The sequence below is a fragment of the Xanthomonas sp. NCPPB 3442 genome, from assembly GCF_056725145.1.
This window is the reverse complement of record NZ_CM161514.1, coordinates 4,049,765-4,067,137: the sequence shown is the minus strand read 5'-3', so window position 1 is coordinate 4,067,137 and position 17,373 is coordinate 4,049,765. Positions and strand designations below refer to the sequence as shown.

General features: G+C 65.0%; 18 protein-coding genes and 1 other RNA gene. 8 read left to right on the top strand and 11 right to left on the bottom strand.

The window, feature by feature from the left end; translation table 11 throughout:
- Window positions 1–79 precede the first annotated feature (79 nt).
- The 3 genes from AC1POX_RS17660 (at window position 80) to AC1POX_RS17650 (ending at window position 2,518) form a co-directional block, all read left to right on the top strand.
- The gene (locus AC1POX_RS17660; protein WP_029818728.1) at window positions 80–802 is read left to right on the top strand and encodes an alpha/beta fold hydrolase; all 723 of its coding nucleotides are present in this window, start codon (window positions 80–82) and stop codon (window positions 800–802) included.
- 102 nt (window positions 803–904) lie between these two features.
- Window positions 905–1,336: a nuclear transport factor 2 family protein gene (locus AC1POX_RS17655; protein WP_008572574.1), complete on the top strand. Its 432-nt coding sequence runs from the start codon at window positions 905–907 to the stop codon at window positions 1,334–1,336.
- Window positions 1,337–1,486: 150 nt separating this feature from the next.
- Window positions 1,487–2,518 carry a SphA family protein gene (locus AC1POX_RS17650; protein WP_011346485.1) on the top strand — a complete coding sequence of 344 codons (1,032 nt, stop codon included), beginning with the start codon at window positions 1,487–1,489 and terminating at the stop codon, window positions 2,516–2,518.
- Between the two features lie 166 nt (window positions 2,519–2,684).
- Here AC1POX_RS17650 and AC1POX_RS17645 read toward each other — a convergent pair whose 3' ends face one another.
- Entirely contained in the window at window positions 2,685–3,359 is a 675-nt protein-coding gene (locus tag AC1POX_RS17645) for a GntR family transcriptional regulator (protein ID WP_005917283.1), read from the bottom strand.
- Window positions 3,360–3,592: 233 nt separating this feature from the next.
- Here AC1POX_RS17645 and AC1POX_RS17640 point away from each other — a divergent pair, with 233 nt between their 5' ends.
- The 3 genes from AC1POX_RS17640 (at window position 3,593) to AC1POX_RS17630 (ending at window position 5,927) form a co-directional block, all read left to right on the top strand.
- On the top strand, window positions 3,593–4,489 hold the full coding sequence (locus AC1POX_RS17640; protein ID WP_011346486.1) for a gallate dioxygenase: 897 nt from the start codon (window positions 3,593–3,595) through the stop codon (window positions 4,487–4,489).
- 10 nt (window positions 4,490–4,499) lie between these two features.
- Complete coding sequence (locus tag AC1POX_RS17635; RefSeq protein WP_011346487.1) at window positions 4,500–4,859, top strand: protocatechuate 3,4-dioxygenase subunit alpha; 360 nt, start codon at window positions 4,500–4,502, stop codon at window positions 4,857–4,859.
- Between the two features lie 66 nt (window positions 4,860–4,925).
- The gene (locus tag AC1POX_RS17630) at window positions 4,926–5,927 is read left to right on the top strand and encodes a LysR substrate-binding domain-containing protein (protein WP_008572588.1); all 1,002 of its coding nucleotides are present in this window, start codon (window positions 4,926–4,928) and stop codon (window positions 5,925–5,927) included.
- 177 nt (window positions 5,928–6,104) lie between these two features.
- Here AC1POX_RS17630 and AC1POX_RS17625 read toward each other — a convergent pair whose 3' ends face one another.
- The 7 genes from AC1POX_RS17625 to AC1POX_RS17595 form a co-directional block, all read right to left on the bottom strand.
- Window positions 6,105–7,583 carry an AMP-binding protein gene (locus tag AC1POX_RS17625; RefSeq protein WP_122273238.1) on the bottom strand — a complete coding sequence of 493 codons (1,479 nt, stop codon included), beginning with the start codon at window positions 7,581–7,583 and terminating at the stop codon, window positions 6,105–6,107.
- Window positions 7,584–7,789: 206 nt separating this feature from the next.
- A complete protein-coding gene (locus AC1POX_RS17620) occupies window positions 7,790–9,259 on the bottom strand; it encodes an aldehyde dehydrogenase (protein ID WP_372356429.1) in 1,470 nt (489 codons plus the stop codon).
- 83 nt (window positions 9,260–9,342) lie between these two features.
- Window positions 9,343–10,170 carry a p-hydroxycinnamoyl CoA hydratase/lyase gene (locus tag AC1POX_RS17615; RefSeq protein ID WP_008572593.1) on the bottom strand — a complete coding sequence of 276 codons (828 nt, stop codon included), beginning with the start codon at window positions 10,168–10,170 and terminating at the stop codon, window positions 9,343–9,345.
- Between the two features lie 45 nt (window positions 10,171–10,215).
- A complete protein-coding gene (locus AC1POX_RS17610) occupies window positions 10,216–10,689 on the bottom strand; it encodes a MarR family winged helix-turn-helix transcriptional regulator (protein ID WP_008572595.1) in 474 nt (157 codons plus the stop codon).
- A gap of 137 nt (window positions 10,690–10,826) precedes the next feature.
- On the bottom strand, window positions 10,827–11,228 hold the full coding sequence (locus AC1POX_RS17605) for an EF-hand domain-containing protein (RefSeq protein ID WP_031421198.1): 402 nt from the start codon (window positions 11,226–11,228) through the stop codon (window positions 10,827–10,829).
- A 200-nt stretch (window positions 11,229–11,428) separates the two neighbouring features.
- The gene (locus AC1POX_RS17600) at window positions 11,429–12,151 is read right to left on the bottom strand and encodes a hypothetical protein (protein WP_014089445.1); all 723 of its coding nucleotides are present in this window, start codon (window positions 12,149–12,151) and stop codon (window positions 11,429–11,431) included.
- Between the two features lie 81 nt (window positions 12,152–12,232).
- The gene (locus AC1POX_RS17595) at window positions 12,233–13,138 is read right to left on the bottom strand and encodes an SMP-30/gluconolactonase/LRE family protein (RefSeq protein WP_008572599.1); all 906 of its coding nucleotides are present in this window, start codon (window positions 13,136–13,138) and stop codon (window positions 12,233–12,235) included.
- Between the two features lie 123 nt (window positions 13,139–13,261).
- Here AC1POX_RS17595 and AC1POX_RS17590 point away from each other — a divergent pair, with 123 nt between their 5' ends.
- Window positions 13,262–14,371, top strand: coding sequence for a Gfo/Idh/MocA family protein (locus AC1POX_RS17590; RefSeq protein ID WP_011346492.1), 1,110 nt, complete (start codon window positions 13,262–13,264; stop codon window positions 14,369–14,371).
- A gap of 589 nt (window positions 14,372–14,960) precedes the next feature.
- Here AC1POX_RS17590 and rlmM read toward each other — a convergent pair.
- From rlmM to AC1POX_RS17575, 3 genes are read right to left on the bottom strand one after another with little or no spacing between them, the layout of a single operon-like run.
- Entirely contained in the window at window positions 14,961–16,004 is a 1,044-nt protein-coding gene (gene rlmM, locus AC1POX_RS17585) for a 23S rRNA (cytidine(2498)-2'-O)-methyltransferase RlmM (RefSeq protein ID WP_008572601.1), read from the bottom strand.
- A gap of 39 nt (window positions 16,005–16,043) precedes the next feature.
- Window positions 16,044–16,604 (bottom strand): nucleoside deaminase, encoded by a 561-nt coding sequence (locus tag AC1POX_RS17580; RefSeq protein ID WP_008572602.1) that lies wholly within the window; start codon window positions 16,602–16,604, stop codon window positions 16,044–16,046.
- Window positions 16,604–16,984 (bottom strand): hypothetical protein, encoded by a 381-nt coding sequence (locus AC1POX_RS17575; protein ID WP_046932418.1) that lies wholly within the window; start codon window positions 16,982–16,984, stop codon window positions 16,604–16,606. Before AC1POX_RS17575 ends, AC1POX_RS17580 begins: the two co-directional genes overlap by 1 nt.
- Before the next feature lie 265 nt (window positions 16,985–17,249).
- On the opposite strand from AC1POX_RS17575, the gene AC1POX_RS17570 reads away from it, so the two are divergent.
- Window positions 17,250–17,324, top strand: a non-coding RNA gene (locus tag AC1POX_RS17570) — sX9 sRNA.
- The last annotated feature ends 49 nt before the right edge of the window (window positions 17,325–17,373 follow it).

Genomic DNA, 17,373 nt, shown 5'->3' with positions numbered 1-17,373 from the left:
CCTTGATATGCCTTTGATGCTATAGCGAAGGCAGCAGGTTCCATACGACGTGCGTGGCTGCCATGGCTACAGTCGCGCCATGACCTCGTCTGCGCCTCCATCGTCCAAGCCGGCAGTGCTGTTGTTGTGCGGCCTGCTGTGCGACGCCGCCATCTGGCAATCGCAGCGCGTCGCGCTGCGCGATCTGGCCGATGTGCAGGTGATGGATTTCGCCGGCTTCGACAGCATCGCGCAGATGGCCGCGCATGTATTGGACGTTGCGCCGCCGCACTTTGCGCTGGCGGGACATTCGATGGGCGGGCGGGTCGCGCTGGAAATCATGCGCCAGGCGCCAGCGCGCGTGCTGCGGCTGGCCCTGCTCGATACAGGCATCGCGCCGCGCCGCGACGGCGAACGCGAAGAGCGGCTTGCATTGGTGCGACTGGCGCATGCCCAGGGAATGCAGGCGCTGGCTCAGCGCTGGTTGCCGCCGATGCTGCACCCCGATCACCGCGCCGATGGCGCGTTGATGGATGGCTTGATGGCCATGGTGCAACGGCAAAGCGCGCAAAGTTTTGCTGGGCAGACCAATGCCCTGCTGGAACGCCCCGATGCGGCACCGGTGCTCGCGCACATCACATGCCCGACGTTGTTGGGAGTCGGGCGACAGGACGCGTGGAGCCCATTGGCGCGGCATCAGGACATGGCACGACACATTCCGCAGGCGCGGCTGGCGATTTTCGAACACTGCGGGCACATGGCGCCGGTGGAAGCACCTGCCGCCGTCAGCGACGCGCTGCGCGACTGGTTGCAGGCCGCGTGATGGCGCGCCCGCCGAACGCATGGGACTACGGGGCCACTGCTGCCGAAACACGCAGTTCGCCGGGTGTCGAGATTGCCTTGGTCACGCCTTGAGGAACGCTGCATGCACGACGACGTCTCGATCATCATTGCCTGCGAGCAAGCGATCCGCCGGTTCGCGCTGTGCAACGACCGCCATGATCATGCCGGCCTGGCCGCGTTGTTCACCGACGATGGTGTGTTCGCGCGTCCCAGTGCACCGGATGCGCCCGTGCGGGGGCGCGAGGCCATCTTGCAGTCGTTTCGCGAGCGTGCGCCGCGCACCACGTGCCACCTGATGCTCAATACCTTGGTCAGCGTCCAGTCGCACACGCTGGCGCACGCGCACAGCCATGTCCTGCTCTACACCGCCGGCGATACCTCCGCAGCGCCGCCGTGGACGGCGCAATCGCCGGCATTGCTGGGCAGCTTCGAGGATGTGCTGGTGCTCGAGCAGGGGCGCTGGTTGTTCCAGCAACGGCTCGGGTCGCTGCTGCTGCGGGTCGGCACCGGCTGAGTCGGCGCATCCGGGCTGCAGACAACACCGTTACCCATCGCTGTCCCGATGGCGCATGTCGCGTGCCGCCGTCTTTGAGTCCTGTTTTCTCCCCCTCCCCGTCGCGTCGCATCGCAGTCATCCATTCCCTTTGCATCGGAGATTCGCCTAGTGGAACGCGTCCGTTCGTCTGTTCGTTGTGGTTCGGTGTTGCCGCATGCGCTGTCGCCTCGTCAACCTGCGCTGATCATCGCTGCCTTGCTGGCCGCAGCGTCGCCAGCAGCGTGGGCGCAGGCCGTGCCGGAAACCGCGGCGCCACCGCAAGGCATCAATTTGGGTGGCACCAGTTTTCTAGATGGCTTCAGTTCCATGAAGCCTGGATGGACGGCCATCGAGTATCTGCGGTACTACGATTTCGATGCGATCAAAAATGCCAACGGCGATAATTCGCCGGCGTTCCGCGACCCCAACGTCGGGGTCAGCGTCGCGTTGACCCAGCTCATCTACGTCACGCCCTACACCTGGAAGGGCGGTTCGTTGAGCTTCAATGCGATCGTGCCGCTGGTCAATTACGACACCTCCGTCGCTGCCGATAGCCCGGTGCGCTTGAGCAGCAATGGCTTGGGTCTGGGCGATATCTCGTTCGGGCCGGCGCTGCAGATGCCGCCGGTGATGCGCGATGGGCGGGTGCTGTTCTTCCAGCGATTTGCCATCGACGCCTTCGCGCCCGTGGGCAAGTTCGATCGCGATGTCGCCATCAACCAGAGCACCGGTTTCTGGTCGGTCGCACCGCATTGGGCCTTCACCGTGCAACCCAGCGACAACTGGGAAATCAGCGGGCGGCTGAATTACCTCTACAACTTCCGCACCAGCCGCGCCGGCGGTGTGCCGCCGATTCCCGGGTTCCGTTTTCGCAACGGCCAGGCCGGCGATGTGCTGTGGGCAAACTTCGCCAGCTCGGTCAAGGTCACCGAACAATTGCGTCTGGGCATCAATGGGTATTACCTGCAGCAGTTAAAGAACAACCGCACCAACGACCAGAGCATTCCCGACAGCAAGCGCAGGCAGTTCTACGTTGGTCCCGGGTTGTCCTGGCGGTTCGACGAAAAGAACCTTCTCAACTTCAACGTTTACCTCCCCATCGAGGTCGAGAACTCGGTGGCGGGCAATAGCTACAACCTGATGATTGTGCACTCGCTGTAACGTGTGCGGGTCATGTGTCCTGCATTGCCTGTGCCGCGGTGCCGGCATGTGGACGATGCTGATGCGATGCGATCCGTCACGCGAACCTGCTTGCGCAGGGGGGCCGGCCTTATCGCTCAAGCCGGGTGCTTGGCGCGCAGGGGTATCGACGAGCAAAGCGCTCGTCTCACAGTCCCATGCTGTGCCGTTGCGTGTTGGCGTGTTCGCGGAACAGCAATTCCGCGCGTGCGCCATCGCGTTGCTCGATGGCCGAGACGATCGCGCCGTGTTGCCTGTGTCCGTAAAACAGATCGTCGTAGGCAAGCGCGGCAGTGCGTTGGCCGAACACGACGTTGACCGGGCTGACGAACGGCACCAAAGTGCAGCGCTCCACCGTTTCGGTCAGGATCGGCTTGTTGGCCGCCTCCACGATGGCGCGATGGAAACGGGCATTCATTGCGCCATATGCCTGCTCGTCGTCGGCACGGAGATTGCGGCTGGCCAGGATGCGGTCGCCTTCGCCCAGGCAGGCGTACAAGGTGGCGAGCAACTCGGCGGGGGCGCCCCGTTCGGCGACGGTGCGCGCGGCCATGCCTTCCATCACTGCGCGCACCGCTAGTGCATCCAGGCTTTCCTGCTGGCTGAAGCGCCGCACGGCGTAACCACGGTTGCCTGCCTGCACCAGCAGGCCTTCCTGGCACAACGCCGGTAGGGCCTGGCGGATCGGCGTGCGCGAAAGTGCCAGGCGCTCGGCCAGTGCCGCCTCGGTGAGGCGCTCGCCCGGCGCGAAGGTGCCGCACAGGATCAATTCGCGTAGCTGCTGAATCGCTTGCAATCGGTGGTTGTTCGCCATTGGCTCCATTCTCTCGCGCCATACCGCAGCGCACGTTCCTTCGACAGGGAAAACTCGCACTTACGTGTATAAAAACCTTGCGGATGAGATCGCTTGATGGCAATTTGGATCCCAAGGATACCGTTTTGGCGATCCGAAGTCGTTGGTCGTCCTTTGTTGGGATCCATTGCGTTGCAGATCCCAATCACCCACTGATGCGCGCCTGCCCCGACCGGGCCCGGCCCGCGTCGCAGGAGCACAACATGGCAAGCATCATCGGCGGTATCGGGACCTCGCACGTTCCCACCATCGGGGTGGCCTACGACAAGGGCAAGCAGCAGGACCCGGTATGGAAACCGTTGTTCGACGGCTACACGCCAGTGGCCGCGTGGCTGGCCGAGCAACGGGCCGACGTGCTGGTGTTCTTCTACAACGACCACTGCACGACGTTCTTCTTCGATCTGTATCCCACCTTCGCGCTGGGCGTGGGCGAACGCTTTCCGGTTGCCGACGAAGGCGCGGGGCTGCGCGAGCTGCCGCCGATCCGCGGCGACGTGCAGTTGCAGGCGCATATCGCCGAATGCCTGGTCAATGACGAATTCGACCTGACCGTGTTCCAGGACAAGCCGATCGACCACGGCTGCGCAGCGCCGCTGCCGCTGCTGTGGCCGCATGTGCCGGACTGGCCGGGCACGGTGGTGCCGATCGCCATCAACGTGCTGCAGTACCCGCTGCCGACGGCGCGGCGCTGCTATCGCCTGGGCCAGGCAGTGCGCCGCGCGATCGAATCGTATCCGGAAGATCTTCGGGTGGTGGTGGTGGGCACCGGTGGGCTATCGCACCAGATCCATGGCGAGCGCACGGGCTTCAACAACACCGAATGGGACATGGAATTTCTGGACCGGTTCCAGCATGCGCCCGAGACACTCACCGATCTCACCCACACCGATTACGTGCGCCTGGGCGGTGCGGAGAGCGTGGAGCAGATCATGTGGCTGGCGATGCGCGGCGCGCTAGATGGGCCGATCCGCAAGCTGCATCAGAACTACTACCTGATGACCACCACGGCGATGACCGTGGTGCTGTACGAGCCGGGCGAAGAAGCGGCCGGCGCGCCGCGTTCGGCCGAGCTGCTTGCGCGCACTGCCGCTGCGGCCTGAGGAGGTGCTGATGAATCCGCAAACCCATGGCATGGAGCAGATCGGCGGCACGTACCTGTTCGATCTGCGCACCAGCAATCGCGCGCTGCGCCTGAACCGCTTTTTCTGGCACATGATCCGCGCCCCGTGGCGCGATCGTTTCTTGCAGGATGCAGAAGCATTGATGCAGGAAGCCGAACTCACCGAGCAGGAGAAGGCGCTGATCCGTGCACGCGACTGGCTGGGCCTAGTGCAGTACGGCGCCAACTTCTTCGTCATCGAAAAATTTGCGCGCGTGGTGCGCATGACCAATCTGCAGGTCTACGCCATCATGCGCGGCGAATCGTTCGAAGACTTCATGCAGACACGGCGTGTGCCCCATGCGCGCTGAGCCGGGCGTATCGGCTCAGCGCCGCATCGTCGCGTTACCCGACTTCCCAACCCAAGGTCTCCCCCAATGACCATGTCCTCCGTGTTCTTCGAACACCGCATCAAGGTGCGGCACCTGCGTGTCATCGAGGCGCTGGACCGACAGAAAAGCCTGTTGCGCGCCTCACGCGTCTTGAATGTCACCCAGCCTGCGCTCACGCGCGCCTTGCAGGAGATCGAAGAGATCGTCGGTGCGCCGCTGTTCGAGCGGCATTCGCGCGGCGTTCGCCCCAACGCGATGGGCGAGGTGCTGGTGCAGACGGCGCATGTGGTACTTGGGCAGCTGCGACGCGCCCAGGACACCTTCGAAGGGCTTCTGCAGGACGATGCGCTCACGATCACCGTGGGTGCCTTGCCGGTGGCGGCCAGCGGTCTGCTGCCGGCGGTGCTGGCCGCGCTGTATCGCACCGAGCCCACGCTGCGGGTGCGCCTGCTGCACGGGCGCACCGATGAGCTGTTGCCCAAACTGGCCGGTAACGAGATCGATCTGGTGGTCGGGCGGTTGTATCCGCTGGCCCGCTACGACGCACTGATTCGCAAGGTGTTGTACCAGGACCCGATTGCGCTGGTGGCGCGCAGCGACCACCCGCTGTTCGCCAATGGGCCGGTGCGCGTTGCCGAGGCGGTCGCGTACCGGCAGGTGCTGCCGACCCTGAGCCAGCATGTCGAACGCGACGTGGCGCAGGTCATGCGCGAGCACGGTCTTGCAACGCGCGACCAGTTGCGTTCCAGCTCGGCCAGTTTCACGCGCGAGATCCTGCTCGGCACCGACAGCATTGCGGTGATGCCGAGCATGATGGTGGCCGGCGACATCGCACGCGGCGAGTTGCGTGCCTTCCAGCTGCAGCAGCCCTCGCAGGCGCGCGCAGGCGGGGTGATCTATCGCGATGGCGCCGCAATCCACAAGCCGGGCGTGCGCTTGCTGATGCGCGAGCTGGAGCACCAGCTGGCCCTCATGGCCGAACAGGGCGCGGTGTGGGTGGACGACCGCGTTGGCGAAGACGATGTGCTGCTGGATGCCTCTGCGTGATCGCGTAAGGCCGGCGCAACGCGCGGCGCTTCGCGATTCCTGCTGAGCTGCATCAACGCGCAACGGGTTGTCGCGCGCGGCTGCACACGGCGGGTCGTGCGCCGCGCCACAGCAACGGGCAGCCCAGGCTGCCCGTTGCAGTTGGCGGTGCGCATGCGCGCCCGATGCGACGGCACCTCAGGTGTCACTGGCCAAGGTGTCCTTCAAGCGCGCTTTTTGTAATTTGCCGGTCGCCGTGCGCGGCAAGGCATCCACCAACCGCAGATGCTTGGGCACCTTGTACTTGGCCAGCCGTGCGGTCAGATAGGTGCGGATCTCCTCCAGGTCCGGCGCCGCAGCGGCCGGCACGATCGCCAGATAGCCCACCTCGCCCCACTGCGGGTCGGCCAGGCCGACCACTGCGCACTCGCGGATGTCCGGATGGTCTGCGAGCAACGCTTCGATCTCTGCCGGGTACACGTTCTCGCCGCCGGAAATGAACATGTCCTTCTTGCGGTCGACGACCCAGAAGAAGCCGTCGGCATCGCGCTGCACGATATCGCCGGTACGGAACCAGCCCTGCCCATCGAGCACGTCGGCGCTCGCGTGCGGGTCGCGCCAGTAACCGGGGCTGAGGTTGGGACCGCGCAAGAGCAATTCACCGGGAACGCCCGCCGGGCAGTCGTTGCCGTGGTCATCGACCACGCGCGTCTGCACCGATGGCGTTGCGATGCCGGCCGCGCCCAGCTTGTTGCGGATCACATCGCAGTCCACCGACATGCCGAACACCGTGCCGGCTTCGCTCATGCCGAAGCCGCAGACCATCGGGATGCCATCGTCCAGCCAGCCAAGCAGATCGTCGCTGGCGTGCGGCGCGCCGCCGCTGACCAATGCGGTGAGGTGGCGCAGCGCTGCCGCATCGAAGCCGGGCTGATTGCGAAATGCCTGCATCATCTGCGGCACGCCGACGTAATGCGTGATTCCCAGCGATGGATCGGCAAGCCAGCCCAACGAGCGTTTGGGATCGAAGCCATTGGAGACCTGGATCGAACCGCCCACCGCCAGCGCCGAGCGCACATTGGTGACCAGGCCGATGATGTGGAACATCGGTGCTTCGCACAGAAAGCTGCTGCGTGCGTCCACGCGTGTGGTGACGCCGAAGTTATGCGCGGCATGCTGCAGGTTCTGCTCGCTGAGCATCACGCCCTTGGGCTGACCCGAGGTGCCGGAGGTAAACAGGATCAGGCTGACACGATCCGGCGGAATCGATGGCGTGTCGGCAGGCTCCAGTGCATCGGCGCTCGCGATAAAGCCTGCCAAGGCTTCCATGTCCGTGCGACCGGCAGCGACATCGTCGCCCAGCAATACGCGTGGCTCTGCGCGTTGCAGGAGCGCATCGAGCTCGCTCGCGCTCAACCGCCAGTTGAGCGGTACATAGATCGCGCCGACCCGCCCGCAGGCGAAGTGCAAGGCCACCTGCCACACCGAATTGCGCGCCAGCACGGCGAGCCGCTCTCCATCGACGCAGCCACGCCGGCGCAACAAGGCCGCCAGGCGGCCCACCAAGGCGTCCAGTTCGGCATAGGTCCATTTCAGGCCCAGCACTAGGTCGCGTGCGGCAAACTGTTGCGGCGAGAGACGGGCGTGGAAGGCGATCGAGTCGGTCGGCATGGCCATGGCGCGGTCTTCTGGAAGAGTGGGAAGTGACTGGGTGTGAGTGCGAGTGCTGCGTGCGAAAGGTTTAGACGTCCCGGAGAACGTGATGCGCACGTGGCGGATGCAGCCCACGCGTGCGCCTGCGCATAGCAGGCACGCAATGCGCTATCGGTTGGCGATGTGTGCATGCCAGTCCGCACGCAGGCGCGCGTTGTTTCGACTGTGCGCTAGCTCAGGTAGAGGGTTTTGGTTTCGAGGAAGGCATGCAGACCTTCGATACCGCCTTCGCGGCCGATACCCGAATGCTTGAAGCCACCAAACGGCATGCTGATATCGACCCACATGCCGTTGATCGCATGACTGCCGCTGCGCACGCGGCGCGCGATGCGATAGGCGCGTTCGGCGTCTTCGCTGTAGATGGTGCCGTGCAGGCCGTAGTCGCTGGCATTGACCTTGGCGATGAGGTCGGCTTCGTCGTGGTAGTCGATGAAGCTCACCACCGGTCCGAAGATTTCCTCGCGCGCAATGGTCATGTCCGGCGTTACCTCGGCAAACACCGTCGGTTCGACGAAGAAGCCGCGCGACAGGTGTGCCGGGCGGCCTCCCCCCATGGCCAGGCGTGCGCCCTGCGCCTTGCCTTTGGCGATGTAGGACTGCACACGCTCGAGCTGGCGGCCCAGGGCCAACGGGCCCATCCCGGTGTCTGCCGCAAACGGGTCGCCCAGCTTCACTGCGCTCAGTGCCGCGCAATATGCCTGCAGGACTTCTTCGCGGCGCTGCGCCGGCACCAGGACGCGCGTCAACGAGAAGCACACCTGTCCGGCGATCGGCATGGAGTAGGGCACCAGGGTGGGCAGCACCTTGGCGATGTCGGCGTCCTCCAGCACGATTGCTGCCGATTTGCCGCCCAGCTCCAGCCCAACCCGTGCCAGGCGCTCGGCGCAGGCGATGCCGATCGAGCGGCCGGCCTGGGTGGAGCCGGTGAAGCTGACCTTGTCCACGTGCGGGTGGCGGATCAATTGCTCGCCCACCTCGCGGCCGGCGGGGAGCAGGTTGAACACGCCATCGGGCACGCCGGCGGCGCTGATGCACTCGGCCAGGATATAGGCATCGATCGGCGTTTCCGGCGAGGGCTTGGCCACCACCGTGCAGCCGGCAGCCAGCGCGGCGGCGACCTTGTAGCACAGCAATACCAGCGGCGCGTTCCAGGGCGTGATCGCGGCGACCACGCCGACCGGCTCCTGCACCACATGCACGCGGCCACCGTTGGGGCGCACACGTGGTTCGACGAATGCGTGGGTGGCAATCAGGTCGGCGTAGTAGTCGAATAAATCCGGCGCCTGCTGCGAGGCGCGCTTGCTGAAGCCAAGGGTCGCGCCGACCTGGCCCGTCCATGCTTCGGCCAACTCCGGCATGCGTGCACGCAAGTGGTCGGCCACCCGCTTGAGTGCCACGCTGCGCGCTTGCGGGGAGAGCTGCGGCCAGGGGCCGTGGTCGAAGGCGCGGCGTGCAGCTGCGATGGCCGCTTCGGTATCTGCGTGCGAGGGTTCGGTGTAGCGCAGCAGCCGTTCTTCGGTATGCGGCGCGATCACATCGACCGAGCGATCGCCGGTGCTTGCGCGCCATTGCCCGTCGATGAACAGACCCAGGGGACCTCGCGCGGCGATGCCGCGCAGCGTTTCGAATAAGGCTTCCATACTCCCTCCTCGGTGCAGAAAACCACTGGCAGCGCCAGCGATGCACGCACAACGCGCACCGCTTCGGACGCCGTAGGACGCGCTTACGCTCGGTGTTTGCTGAGGTCGTACTCGCCCAGGCCGGGCTTGTAGCTCTTCTCGTCGATGAACTGACGGATGCCTTCCTTGCGGGCGTTGTTGTCGAACGAGTTGGCCGCTTCCTGCATGCGTACCAGGTAATCCTCGGCTTCGTCGTAGGTCATGGTGCCGACGCGGCGCACCGCATCCTTGGCGTACTTGAGCGCGACCGGGTTCTTGCGCAGCAACAGTTCGGCCACTTCGCGGGTGCGTGCCTCCAGGCGTTCCAACGGCACGCTTTCGTTGACCAGGCGCCATTCGGCAGCCTTCTTGCCATCCACCATTTCGCCAGTCAGCGTCATCCACATCGCATCGCGCATCGACAGCAGTTCCACCGCGACCTTGGTGACGCCACCGCCGGGCAGGATGCCCCAGTTGATTTCCGACAGGCCAAACTGCGCCTCATCGGCGGCAATCGCCAGGTCGCAGGCAAACAGCGGGCCGAAGCCACCGCCGAAACACCAGCCGTTGACCATGGCGATGGTCGGCTTCTGATACCAGCGCAGACGACGGAACCAGCCATACGATTCGCGCTGCGAGCGCCGCACGCCACGCAGGCCCTGCGCTTCGGTTTCGCGGAAATATTCCTTCAGGTCCATGCCCGCCGACCAGGCGGTGCCTTCGCCGCCGAGCACCAGCACGCCGACGTTGTCGTCGAACTCCAGCTCGTCCAGCACGTCCATCATGCGGCGGTTGAGCGCCGGGCTCATCGCGTTGCGCTTGTCGGGGCGCGCGAACTTCACCCAGGCGATGCGGTTTTCGATGCGAACCGATACCACGTCATGCTCGTTCAAGCGGCGTCTCCTTCGAGTCGTGAGAGTGCTGGTGTGTTGATGGGCTCAGAGTGCTTCGGCCAGCGCCGTGTCTGGCGCGGCGGCGCGCTCCAGTGCAGCGCTGGCGTTTAACTTGCAGAGCAGGCGCAGCAGGGTCTGTTGTTCGCTAGCCTGCAGGCCGGTGCAGGTGCGTTCGCCCGCACGCGCCAGGCAGCCCTGCGCAACCAGCAGCGTGCGCTCGCCCGAGTCGGTGAGGTACAGGCCCTTGCTGCGACGGTCGCGGCCAGCGAGGCGTTCGATCAGCCCTTGCTCGGCCAGCGCATTGGCGATCTTCATGCCGGCGGCGCGGTTGACCAGCAGACGGTTGCCCAGCTCGGTCTGGTCGCAGCCGGGTTGATCGCGGATGTGGATCAACGCGGTCACGCGCGCCGGGGTGAGCTGTAGCTCGGCCAATTCCTGGCGCGCGGCGTGGCTGGAGGCCAGGGCGGCGAGTTGCAGCTGGTAGCCAAGATCGGCGGCAAGTGAAAGGCGAGCAGTCATCGGTCCGTCCAGATTGTATCCGTTAAATACAATCTAGCCGACCGAAGCGGGCCCTGCAAGAGGGGGCGATGGCGTGATGCGAAGCACAGTGCGCGGCTGCGTAGTACAGCCGCGCCCGCCGTACGACGATCAGCGGATCAGCGGATCAGCCAGCCAGCGAGCTGTTCGCGGGTCAGGTAACCGCTGTGACGGGTGTCGAGCGCGTCGAATTCATCGGCCAGGGCAGGGTTGGCCTGCGCCTCTGCACGGCTGATGCGGCCATCGCCATCGGTATCCATGGCTTCAAAATCGATGCGGTAGCTGCCGACCACGCTATTGGGCTGGATCGAACGCACGATCACGCTGGATTCGCCGCGCGGGCGCTCCAGTTCGGTTTGATGGGTGACCTCGCCACTGGACAGCGGCTGGGTGCGGATGGCACTGGGCACGTCGATCAGCGGCATGCTGCTGGCCGGCGTGGGCGCCTGCTGCGCCTGTGCGGCAGTGCAGAGCAATAGCGACAGCGTGGAGACGAGTGTGGCAAGACTGCGGTTGGTCATCAGATCCCCCTGATGCGGAACAGCCCACAAGCATAGAGCCTGGCGGCCTTTTGCGCTGTGCGTGACGGTGGCGCGCCGCTTGGCGATGGGGATACGCTGTTGGAGTGTCAGAGGCGGCGAACGGGTCTTGTCGCGCTGCTGCATCGTTGCCCTGAGCGAGCACTGCGCATTGCATCGCGCAGTGCTCTGGTTGGCGCCACTCAGCCGGGAATGAAGGGGAAGACGATCTTCAGTAGTCCCTTCAGGCCGCCCTCCGCCGTGCTTGTCACCGCCTTGGCACCCAGGCTGTTGAGTGCGCGGCGCACGTCGTCCCAGCGCAACTGCGCAATGTCCTTCTTGAGCAGATCCGACACCTCTTCTGCGGTGGGCGTGAGCTTCTGCAATGCGCGCACAGTGGCGTGCGGGTCCGGTTGCAGGTAGCCCCAGCGCTCGGCGATTTTCAGCAGCGTGTCGAAGCGCACCGCGACCACTTCGCGGTTGCGTTCGTACACCGGCAGCGCACCGACATCGAGAATGGCTTGCTCGAACTGTTGCGCGTCGTCGGGATGTTCGATGCGCACCGCCAAAAAGCCTTCCTTGCGGCTGCGTTCGCTGACATGTTTTGCACCCGAGCGCAGATTGTCTTCGGTGAGCACGTTGGCAACGATGCGCTGCATCGCGGCGTCGCCCTCTTCGGGCACCAGCGAGCGCCAACGCGCATAGCCATCGCGCCGCAGCGCCTTGACCTTGGCCGAGGTCACCCGCAACTGCAATGCGACCGCAGCGTTGGAGCTGTTGCGCGAGATGGCGCCATCGCGTTCGAGCAGCACGAAGATCAACAATTCCAGGTCACGCTTGGTCAGCGACTGGAACCCCTGCAACAGGGTCAGGCGCAGAAATTCGCTGCCGAAGGCGGCCGCGTCCTTCAATTCGATCGGTTGCATGGGGAGTCCTCCACAGGTGACCTGCAGCATGCCAGGACGCTGTTGCGCGGCCTGAGAACCAATGCGACGCACACGCCAGTTTCAGTGTCCGGTTTCGCGCCCGCGACGATCGGACCTGAACGTTTCAACTGCGCCGCGGTCCTGCAAGGTGACGAACACCTGCTTGCCATCGGCGCCGCCGAAGGCCACGTTGCTGGCCTTGCGCCCCTTCAATGCAACCGTGCGCAGCAGCTTGCCCTGCGGCGACACCACTGCAATCTGCCCGGCATCGTAGCGGGCGATGTACAGATTGCCGTCGGCATCGCAGCGCATGCCGTCCATGCCGAAATCGGGGAAGCTGATCAGCAGCCGTTTGTTGCGCAGGCTGCCGTCGCTGCCACGGTCGTAGGCCCACACCTTGCGCGACATGCTTTCATTGACATACAGCTGTTTGCCGTCGGGGCTGACATCCAGGCCGTTGGGCGTGGTCATCCCTGCCTCCAGCAGCCGCACCGCGCCGTCGCGGCCGATGTGCCACAAGCGCCCGCCATTGTCCTTCCAGTTCGGGTCGCTGGCGTAGAAGCTGCCATCGGGCGCCAGCGCCAGATCGTTGGGGCCATCTGCCTCGGGCAATGCCGCGAACGTGCTGACCGCACGCGTCTGCATGTTGACCTGCAGGATCTTGTGGCCGGTGTAATCGGCGACATACATGGTGCCGTCGCGAAAGCGGATGCCATTGCCGGTGCTTCCCTCGGGCAAGGTGACGAACACCTCGGCACGTGCGCCGCCGTCGGCCTGCAGCGCGATGCGCGCGATGGTGCCGTCCTTGCCCAGGTTCACCGCGTACAGCGCGCCATCCGGACCGGTCGCCGGGCCTTCGGCATTGTGTGTGAATGCGCCATCGCCGATCAGATCGCGCGCAACGAAGGGAGTGTCGGCAGCGCTGGCGAGCGAACTGGACAACAGGAGCGCCAGCGGCAGATAGCGAAGATGGGCAACGACGGTCATGCGCAATGCTCCGGATGTGATCGCCAGCAGTGTGCCAGAACGTGCAGCGCGACCATGGCGGTGATCACACCCGATCAAGTAAGGTGCGCGAGCAGTACGCCCACACTCGCGAAGGAGGTTTGCATGTCCGTGGAATCGATCACACGTCGCCGCTTGCTTGCCGCCTTTGGCGGTGCAGGCATCCTGCTGGCTGCACCGACGTGGGCAGTGCCGAAGAAAAAGCCCGGAAAACCGCTCAATGTCGCGTTGGTCGGGTTGGGTAGTTATGCCAGCGAACAGCTCGCGCCCGGCCTGGCGCTGACCAAGCATTGCAAGCTTGCCGGGATCGTCACCGGCACGCCGTCGAAGATTCCGCAGTGGCAGTCCAAGTACGGCATCGCCGACCGCAATGTCTACAACTACGAGAACTTCGATCGTATCGCCGACAACGACGACATCGATGTGGTGTACATCGTCACGCCAACGCATCTGCATGCGCCACTGACCCTGCGTGCGGCTGCCGCGGGCAAGCATGTGTGGTGCGAGAAGCCGATGGCGATGCACGCCGGTGAATGCGAGGCCATGATTGCTGCCTGCAAACGCAACAAGGTGGCGCTGACGATCGGCTACCGCATGCAGCATGAGCCCAACACGCGGCGCGTGATTGCGATGGCCAGCGAAAAACCGTTCGGCGCGATGCAACGCGTGCGTGCCGAGGCCGGGTACAACGGCTATCAAGGCACCGCCAAGGCCGACCGCCCGTGGCGGTTGCGCTCGCAGTTCGGTGGCGGCGCGATGTACGACATGGGCGTGTATCCGCTCAATGCCGCGCGTTACACCGTGGGCACCGAGCCGCTGGCAGTAACGGCCAAGCGCTGGACCGACCGACCCGATCTGTTCGATGAAGTCGACGAGCACATGGACTTCACCCTGGAGTTTCCCAATGCGGTGCGCGCCGAGTGCAAGACCAGCTTCGGCAAGAACATGAATGTGCTGCGCGCCGAATGCGAGCGCGGTTGGTACGAGTTGTCGCCGTTCCAGAGCTACCAGGGCGTGACCGGCAAGGCCAGCGATGGCCGCGTGTTCGACGCCAAGGTGCCGCATCAGCAAGCGCTGCAGATGGACGAAGACGCGCTGGCCATCATGAACGGCACGCCATTACGTGCGCCGGGCGAAGAAGGCCTGCGCGACATCCGCATCGTCGATGCGATCTACCGCTCGGCGCGCGAGGGCAGCAAGCGCATCGTGCTGTAAATGAGCTGGTTCCGGCGGCCAAGTGCCGCCGGGGCCACCGCAATAGCAAGCAGCGGCCCAGGGCCGCCAGGCATGGCAGCACACAGCGGCCAACACACATCCTGACTATGGAGCGAGCAAGCGGCCAACCGACCAACCGGCCGCGGTGCGTCACGCCCGCAATCAATGGCCGACAGCTGCAAGCAGCACACCAGCGGCAACCAGCGGCCGCAGAAATGTTGATTCAGTGAGAAGAGCAAGCGTCAATTTCGCAAAAGCGAGTCGCGCCAGTCGGGAAGCAATTTCTACTACAAGGCACGGGACCAACCATCACGAGGATTCCCGTTGCACGCCTCAGGCGCGCTTCAAACGCTCAGAGCATCGCTGTGCAGGAATGATTCAAAACGCTCCGTGAACGTCGCGCGGTGGTCGAAGGAATCGACGACAGCATATACAGCCGAACCGGCCAACCGCTTTTACGATTCCCGATTCCCGATTCCCGATTCCCGATTCCCGATTCCCGAATCCCGAATCCCGAATCCCGAATCCCGAATCCCGAATCCCGAATCCCAAATCCCGAATCCCAAATCCCGAATCCCGAATCCCAGCCTCACTCCCGCATCGCCAGTACCGTGATCTCCTCGCGATCGTGATACAGCTGCTTGGCGCGCACGATCAATGATTTTTCTGCCTGTTGCTCGAACAGGTCCAGGCACAGGCGGGTCTCGTCCCAGCGCTTTTTCATCGGCAGCTTGAGGTTGAAGATGGTGTTGCGGCACCAGCCTTCGCGCACCCAGGTGGCCATGCGTTCGGCCACGCGGCGCGGTTGCTCCACCATGTCGCAGACCATCCAGTCCAGCGGCTGCGCGGGCTTCCAGTGGAAGCCGTCGGCGCGCAGGTGCTCCACCAGCCCGGTCTCCAGCACATGCTCGCGCAGCGGGCCGTTGTCCACGCTGGTGACGTGCACGTGCTGCCGCGTCAGTACCCAGGTCCAGCCGCCGGGCGCAGCGCCCAGATCGGCCGCGCGCATGCCCGGCTTGACCAGTGCGTCGCGTTCTTCGGGCGTGAGCAGCGTCAGCAGGGCCTCGTCGAGCTTGAGGGCAGAGCGCGAAGGCGCTTCCGGCAGCAATTTCAGGCGTGGAATGCCCAGCGGCCACGGCGCGCTGTCGGCGTTGTCGGCCACCGCCAGCAAGGCGTGGTCGCCGTCGAGAAAACAGACGTGCAACCGCGGTTGGCGCGGCTGCGGCTTGTCGGTGAGCAGGCCGGCCTTGCGCAGGGCCGGTCGCAGTGCATTGCCGAAGCTGCGCGCCAGGCCTGCAAGCGGCTTGCCAGCGTCCGAATCCGGGTGTTCCACCCACAGATCGCCAAACCGCTGCTGCCCGTCCAACGCGGCCAGGATCGGCGTGATGCGGTCCTTGGGGTCGATACCTTTCAGCTCGGCAATCACTACCAGCTTTTGCCGGGCGAAGATCAACTCGCGCCACTGCAGTTTTGCTGCAAGTTGCGCAGCCTCGTCGCAGACGAACAGCACATAGCCGTCGTTGCGTTGGGTGCGCGCATACCCGGCGATGCCGACGAATGCAGCGCGCGCGCTCAGTTCTGCGGCCAGCTCAGGTTCGAAACCCTGCCGGCAATAACACAGCAGGCCGCTCATCGCTGCACCTGCAGGAGGGCGCCCGCTGCGCCGGCGACATCAGTAATGGTCACCGCCGCCCTCGCCATAGTTGCGCAGCACTGCACACGCCTGGTCGCGCAGTACGTCGCGCACCACCTCGATGCCGCGGCGGCTCAGTTCACCCACCCAGTCGGCCGGCAACGGGCCTTCGTCGAATTGCGTCAGCGCCATCACGTCGTCGGCGCGCGCGCCGATCAGCAGGCGGTCGATGCCGGCCCATACGGTCGCGCCGTAGCACTGGCAGCACGGCTGCGCGGAGGTGGCCAGCGTCACCGGCGACAGCACATCGTTCAAGCGTGGCGTCTGCAGGCGCTGTTGCGCCAGCATGTAAGCCATGTTTTCGGCATGCGCCAGCGAGGTGGTCTGCGGCACCACGCGGTTCACTGCGGCGGCGATGATGCGATGGTCCGGGCCGAACACCACCGCGCCGAACGGGCCGCCGCTGCGTTCGCGCACATTCATCCGCGACAGCTCGATCGCCAGGGCCACCTTGTCCTCATCGCTGGGATAGGCGCGGCTGTCGTCGACATGCGCGTGGATCCAGTCGGGCAGGGTGAGGTGGATGTGCGCGTAAAGCATCAGTGGACCGTTTCTGTAGGGGGAGTGGCGGGGCGCAGTGTATCGGCCTGCGCGTCCTTTGCGGCACATTGACCGGCCACGCACTGGCAGGCGCTGATCTCGCGGAAGCCGCACACGCTCATCATGCCGCCAGCCTGGCATTGCGCCAGTACGCCGTTGGGGTCGGTGGCGCTGTTGACGTTGACGCAGGCCGGAAACGCACCGCAACAGTTGCCGACGTTCTTCACCGTGCAATCGGCATCGGTGCGGCAAGTGGTGGTGACGACGACCGCTTTGCCGGCTGCCGGGCCGCGTGTCGAGCCGGTCGCCGGAGGTGGCGTGGCGGTATCGGTCGGTGGTGCGGCCACGCAGCCAATCGACCCAAGACAGGCCAGCAGCAACAGCGTGCTCAGACACCGGGACAAAAGACGGGACATGCGGCCGCTCCGATCAGGATAGGTGAGCGGCCATGGTAAGCCCCGGGTGCGCGGAATGTGGCACGCGCAGGATCAGCTAGAAAATTCCGCAATCCAGATCGTGCGCGCGTTGTGGCTGATGACGCTGGCGACGGCGTCGCGTGTGACCGAAACACGCCTGCAGCCTTGGAGCAGCTAACGAAACGACTGTGCAGCCGCCAGGCGGGCGCGGCCGCTGCCCGGAATCGGCATGTACCACGCGTCCACTCCGGTTGCTCCGCGCCGTCGTATTCGCCTGACGACTGCCTGCTAGGTGTTGTCAGCTGCTCTTGGTGAAGTCAACGCCGTCTGCGCAGTGACCGGTGGCAGCGCGT

Coding starts and splice junctions, on each gene's coding strand:
- AC1POX_RS17660 (WP_029818728.1), top strand. CDS start 80: ATGACCTCGTCTGCGCCTCCATCGTCCAAGCCGGCAGTGCTGTTGTTG.
- AC1POX_RS17655 (WP_008572574.1), top strand. CDS start 905: ATGCACGACGACGTCTCGATCATCATTGCCTGCGAGCAAGCGATCCGC.
- AC1POX_RS17645 (WP_005917283.1), bottom strand. CDS start 3,359: ATGGAGCCAATGGCGAACAACCACCGATTGCAAGCGATTCAGCAGCTA.
- AC1POX_RS17640 (WP_011346486.1), top strand. CDS start 3,593: ATGGCAAGCATCATCGGCGGTATCGGGACCTCGCACGTTCCCACCATC.
- AC1POX_RS17635 (WP_011346487.1), top strand. CDS start 4,500: ATGAATCCGCAAACCCATGGCATGGAGCAGATCGGCGGCACGTACCTG.
- AC1POX_RS17630 (WP_008572588.1), top strand. CDS start 4,926: ATGACCATGTCCTCCGTGTTCTTCGAACACCGCATCAAGGTGCGGCAC.
- AC1POX_RS17625 (WP_122273238.1), bottom strand. CDS start 7,583: ATGGCCATGCCGACCGACTCGATCGCCTTCCACGCCCGTCTCTCGCCG.
- AC1POX_RS17620 (WP_372356429.1), bottom strand. CDS start 9,259: ATGGAAGCCTTATTCGAAACGCTGCGCGGCATCGCCGCGCGAGGTCCC.
- AC1POX_RS17610 (WP_008572595.1), bottom strand. CDS start 10,689: ATGACTGCTCGCCTTTCACTTGCCGCCGATCTTGGCTACCAGCTGCAA.
- AC1POX_RS17605 (WP_031421198.1), bottom strand. CDS start 11,228: ATGACCAACCGCAGTCTTGCCACACTCGTCTCCACGCTGTCGCTATTG.
- AC1POX_RS17600 (WP_014089445.1), bottom strand. CDS start 12,151: ATGCAACCGATCGAATTGAAGGACGCGGCCGCCTTCGGCAGCGAATTT.
- AC1POX_RS17595 (WP_008572599.1), bottom strand. CDS start 13,138: ATGACCGTCGTTGCCCATCTTCGCTATCTGCCGCTGGCGCTCCTGTTG.
- AC1POX_RS17590 (WP_011346492.1), top strand. CDS start 13,262: ATGTCCGTGGAATCGATCACACGTCGCCGCTTGCTTGCCGCCTTTGGC.
- rlmM (WP_008572601.1), bottom strand. CDS start 16,004: ATGAGCGGCCTGCTGTGTTATTGCCGGCAGGGTTTCGAACCTGAGCTG.
- AC1POX_RS17580 (WP_008572602.1), bottom strand. CDS start 16,604: ATGCTTTACGCGCACATCCACCTCACCCTGCCCGACTGGATCCACGCG.